The 3856-nt window shown below is 32.7% G+C and carries 4 protein-coding genes and 1 pseudogene; 2 read left to right on the forward strand and 3 right to left on the reverse strand.

The genetic code is table 11. The features are described 5' to 3' along the window. Nucleotides 1-195: 195 nt before the first annotated feature. Nucleotides 196-654, forward strand: a complete 459-nt coding sequence (locus V7183_RS25195; RefSeq protein WP_097894978.1) for a YkyB family protein — start codon at nucleotides 196-198, stop codon at nucleotides 652-654. Between the two features lie 29 nt (nucleotides 655-683). Here the strand turns inward: V7183_RS25195 and V7183_RS25200 are convergent, their stop codons facing one another. Further along, on the reverse strand, nucleotides 684-1304 hold the full coding sequence (locus tag V7183_RS25200) for a YkyA family protein (RefSeq protein WP_097895327.1): 621 nt from the start codon (nucleotides 1302-1304) through the stop codon (nucleotides 684-686). 55 nt (nucleotides 1305-1359) lie between these two features. Then, the gene (locus tag V7183_RS25205; protein ID WP_335361241.1) at nucleotides 1360-2178 is read right to left on the reverse strand and encodes a peptidoglycan-N-acetylglucosamine deacetylase; all 819 of its coding nucleotides are present in this window, start codon (nucleotides 2176-2178) and stop codon (nucleotides 1360-1362) included. A 460-nt stretch (nucleotides 2179-2638) separates the two neighbouring features. On the opposite strand from V7183_RS25205, the pseudogene V7183_RS25215 reads away from it, so the two are divergent. Continuing rightward, nucleotides 2639-2823: pseudogene (locus tag V7183_RS25215) on the forward strand (phage holin); the annotation flags it as partial. A gap of 29 nt (nucleotides 2824-2852) precedes the next feature. Here the strand turns inward: V7183_RS25215 and V7183_RS25220 are convergent. Beyond that, nucleotides 2853-3368 (reverse strand): DUF11 domain-containing protein, encoded by a 516-nt coding sequence (locus V7183_RS25220; protein ID WP_097894976.1) that lies wholly within the window; start codon nucleotides 3366-3368, stop codon nucleotides 2853-2855. Between the last annotated feature and the right edge of the window lie 488 nt (nucleotides 3369-3856).

A 3856-nucleotide genomic window follows, 5' to 3' on the forward strand; every position in this document is an offset into this window, starting at 1 on the left:
TTCAATATATCTTTCATACTTTTCACTCTTTCATTATCAAATTTCTAAAAACCATCCCTATCACTATTATACAAAATAGTTGTTTTTGGTAACAATATTGCTTTAATATTAAAAATATATACAATCACTTTTTGCATATAATAAAAACTCATTTTATTTATGTTATAATAATAAAAATTAGAAAGGAGACTCACTATGAAACCTTCACAACCACAGTCTCAGTCACAAAAACAATATTCTATCAATCGATTAGCTCAATCTATTTTCGTTGTGAATCGGCATGCAAAAGCAGCTACAAATCCTAAGTACTTATACTGGTTAAAAAAGGTTGTTTTAGAACGTTTAATTACTGAAAAAAAAGCACTAAAAGAAGGATTACATTTTTCTAGAAATCCACGTCTTAGTCAGCAACAATCTGATGTTCTCATTCGTTTAGGTGACTATTTTTTTCATATTCCCCCTACAAAAGATGATTTTCGTACCCTCCCGCATCTCGGTAATCTTGAGTCTTCCTATCGAAATCCGAAAACAACTCTTTCTTTAACAGCAGCAAAAAAAACGCTTCAAGATTATATTGGCCCTGAGGCCCTGAAGCAAGAAAAAAAATTAAGCGAACCGATTCCTTGGTATCGACGTACGTATACAAAAAAATAAAGCAGGTTTGGCCCTCAGGCCAACCTGCTTTATTTTTTTTCTTCTTTTATTTTAATATCCGCTTTTTTATAGAAAGCTACTTTTTCTGTATTGTATGATTTAGTATACTCATTGAACTTATCTTTTTCAGTATCAATATCTTTGTAAGATTGATTTACTGTTTTTACTTTATCACTAATTGCTTTTAATTTTGCATCTTTATCTTGTAACATTGTATATAATTCTTTTTCTAATTTTAATGACTTAGTGTAGTTATCATACATCTTTTTAAACGATTCATATCGTTTTTCATACGTACTCTTTACTTTGTCTGCTTGCTCTTTTAACTTATTATCCTTAATTTTCTCTACGTACTTATCAACTGATTTCATTTCTTCTTGCGCTTTATTCAATGCATCTTTTTCTTTATCGATTATTTTTCCGCGCTCCGCTGTGTTTTTCGCTGCTTGATCTAACTTCTCCTTCACAGCTTGATTATTATCTTTTCCCTCTTGTACAATTTGATTGTATAACGTTTGTCCCTCTTTTTCTAACGCCTCTAATTTTTTCGCATCTTCAAACATAGGTTTTTCTTGCTTTGCAGCATTTTCAAATGCCACATATAATTCTTCTTCTGGTTTTGGACCAAAACAACCAGCTAATAAAGTCATAGATAATGCAGTTACAATTGCTATTTTATTATATTTCACTTTCTTTTCCTCCTACTTATATACGATCATCATGCCAAAAATTTAAGGGGAAATGAGTTGATTCTTCATATACTTCAAACTCATATCCTTTTTTACGAAGATCATCAATAATTGTTTGTAAGGCTTGTACAGTTTGTTGCTTCTCATGCATTAAAATAACTTCACGATCTTGTTTAGCCCCTGAAATTACATTTTGTACTACACCATTTGGATTTCCAGGCAGTTTCCAGTCTAAAGAATCAATCGTCCAGTCCCACTCTTTCATACCAACTGGTACCATTTGGTCACGTAATCCTTGATTCAATCCAGGCATACTTCCATATGGGCAACGAACAAGCTTAGGCTGAAATCCTGTAACATCTTTCACCATATTTTGCGCTTGTATCATCTCTTCTACAAATCGACCTTGTTTATAAAGTTTCGCATAATCATGTGTCATGCTGTGAACACCTGGATAATGTCCTTCCTTTACTAAACGTTTCACACTATCTGTATGAGATGGAATATTGCCACCAATCATGAAAAATGTTCCTTTTATTTCATTTTTCTTTAAAATGTCTAAAATCTCTTTTTGAAATTCACTCGGTCCATCATCGAAGGTTAAGTATGCTACTTTGCGTACTTGTCCATTAAATTTCGTCGGTGCTTTTTTATCCAATCCAACTTTAAACTGCTCACTAGCAAGCTGGACTGAGTTCACTTGATTTGCTACAGCCTTTGCAGGCGATGTAAAGGATTGAAATATGAAAAACCCTGCCACGATAGCACTAATTACAATAGCAATTATAACCAGCCGCCTACCCAAGGGCGATCGTTGGCTCCTAACGTCTATCATTCTACCATTCCCTTTCTCTCTTTCTATCAATCTACTTGTCCATTTTACACAGTATAAAGGTTTACTTGCAACAACTTACAAATATTCTTTAACTTTCCTAAAAAGGAAAAGTGTAGAGATTGCTTCCCTCTACACTTTTCCCCCAAAAAACCATTGTGCAAAATGTCCTGACACATCTATCACAATTATATGATGATTAAATATATTTTTAAAGGCTTTTGTTACAAAACACCGTTTTTTTGTAACAAAAGAGAAGCAATTGTTACGAAAAATACTTTTATCATTCATTCTTCCGTAAATCTCTATTCTTATACAATTGAGTTTGCGCTTTATCTAATAGCTCTTCTAACGTTTTTCCTTCCAAAGGATAACTAGCAGCTCCAAATAAAAACGAAATATTTACCACATTATTTGCTAATTCTTTTGTAATATTCGTTACTAGCCGATCTGTTATTGTTGATTTCTCTTATCTTTAAAACTATTATTTGAATCGTTCGGACATACTTTTATTACAAATGACCAAATTGATGTAATTATAAATGTTGCCTCGTTCTTATTCATTCTATACTTCGGATATAAAAATAACTATGTAGGAAAAAAAGGACTAGAACAAAAAAATTACCAAAAAAACACAATCTTCACTAAAAAAGGAACCCACGTCACGGGGTTCCTTTTTATTGTTGTATCACAATTGCTTCTTTCGTTTGAAGTGGTCCATACGTTACGTCAGCATGTTGGAATGTATACGTAGCACGTAATGACATAGTAGAAGGAACAGGAGTGTGTGCTACTTTTACTTGACAAGTTAATTGAACTTTTTCATTCGGAAGCAGTTCATCAACTCGCCACCTTACAAGCTGAAATAAGAATTCACCTGCTCCCTTATTCGTCTTTAATGTATTAGGAATGTATACAAAATAATCACGGATCATATGACTCACAATTACTCGAGAAACCTCTTCAGTTCCTCTATTTTCCACCTCAAGTTGAATAACGAGAGTTTCATTTATATCATAAACAAGTTCGTATGAAAAATCTTTCTCTTGTACATTACTAATTTGTAATGTTACCGCTACATTTGGAGTAGATTGTTTTCTGTTTATTTCTTTAGCTCCTCCATCCATCCACAAAACAGGTTGTAAAGATAAAAGAAACATTTCTTGATTTGAAATTCGTTTCCATATTTTCATAATAAAAATTCACCTCATTCCAGATCGTATTATCTATACAACTTTATTCTTCCTAACTAAACAATGAACTACCCTTCTTTCATTATTTATCCCACATTACCGGGCAGTAATACCCGATTGATGAGGGCTTTCCATCAGTGAGGGATGGAGAGCCCCCACTGATGGAAGTTTCACTTTATCCGAAATACTAACTTACTTCCGTTCAATACGTAATCCATTTATAACTTCTTTATCTCTCCTCTCTATCTTATTCGACAATTCCAGGAAAAAACCATTTTAAATAGTGGAACAGTACATGATTCAATATTTCTTTTTTACAAACTTTACATTTGAATTATTTCTTCCCATTCATTTTGTGCACTACCCTATTTTCCTCACTTGTTCTCAAAAAATTCACTACATATCTCCTTTTTAACTACCTTGAAGAAAAGAAACTTTTGACGGGTAAAAAAAGTTTACCTTTTAGTCAAATTTGACTATAATATGAG

It is taken from the genome of Bacillus sp. JJ1127 (assembly GCF_036965845.1).
Taxonomy (GTDB): Bacteria; Bacillota; Bacilli; order Bacillales; family Bacillaceae_G; genus Bacillus_A.

Bases quoted from the DNA above. Each gene is read 5' to 3' on its own strand.
- V7183_RS25195 (WP_097894978.1), top strand. From the start codon at position 196: ATGAAACCTTCACAACCACAGTCTCAGTCACAAAAACAATATTCTATC.
- V7183_RS25200 (WP_097895327.1), bottom strand. From the start codon at position 1,304: ATGACTTTATTAGCTGGTTGTTTTGGTCCAAAACCAGAAGAAGAATTA.
- V7183_RS25205 (WP_335361241.1), bottom strand. From the start codon at position 2,178: ATGATAGACGTTAGGAGCCAACGATCGCCCTTGGGTAGGCGGCTGGTT.
- V7183_RS25220 (WP_097894976.1), bottom strand. From the start codon at position 3,368: ATGAAAATATGGAAACGAATTTCAAATCAAGAAATGTTTCTTTTATCT.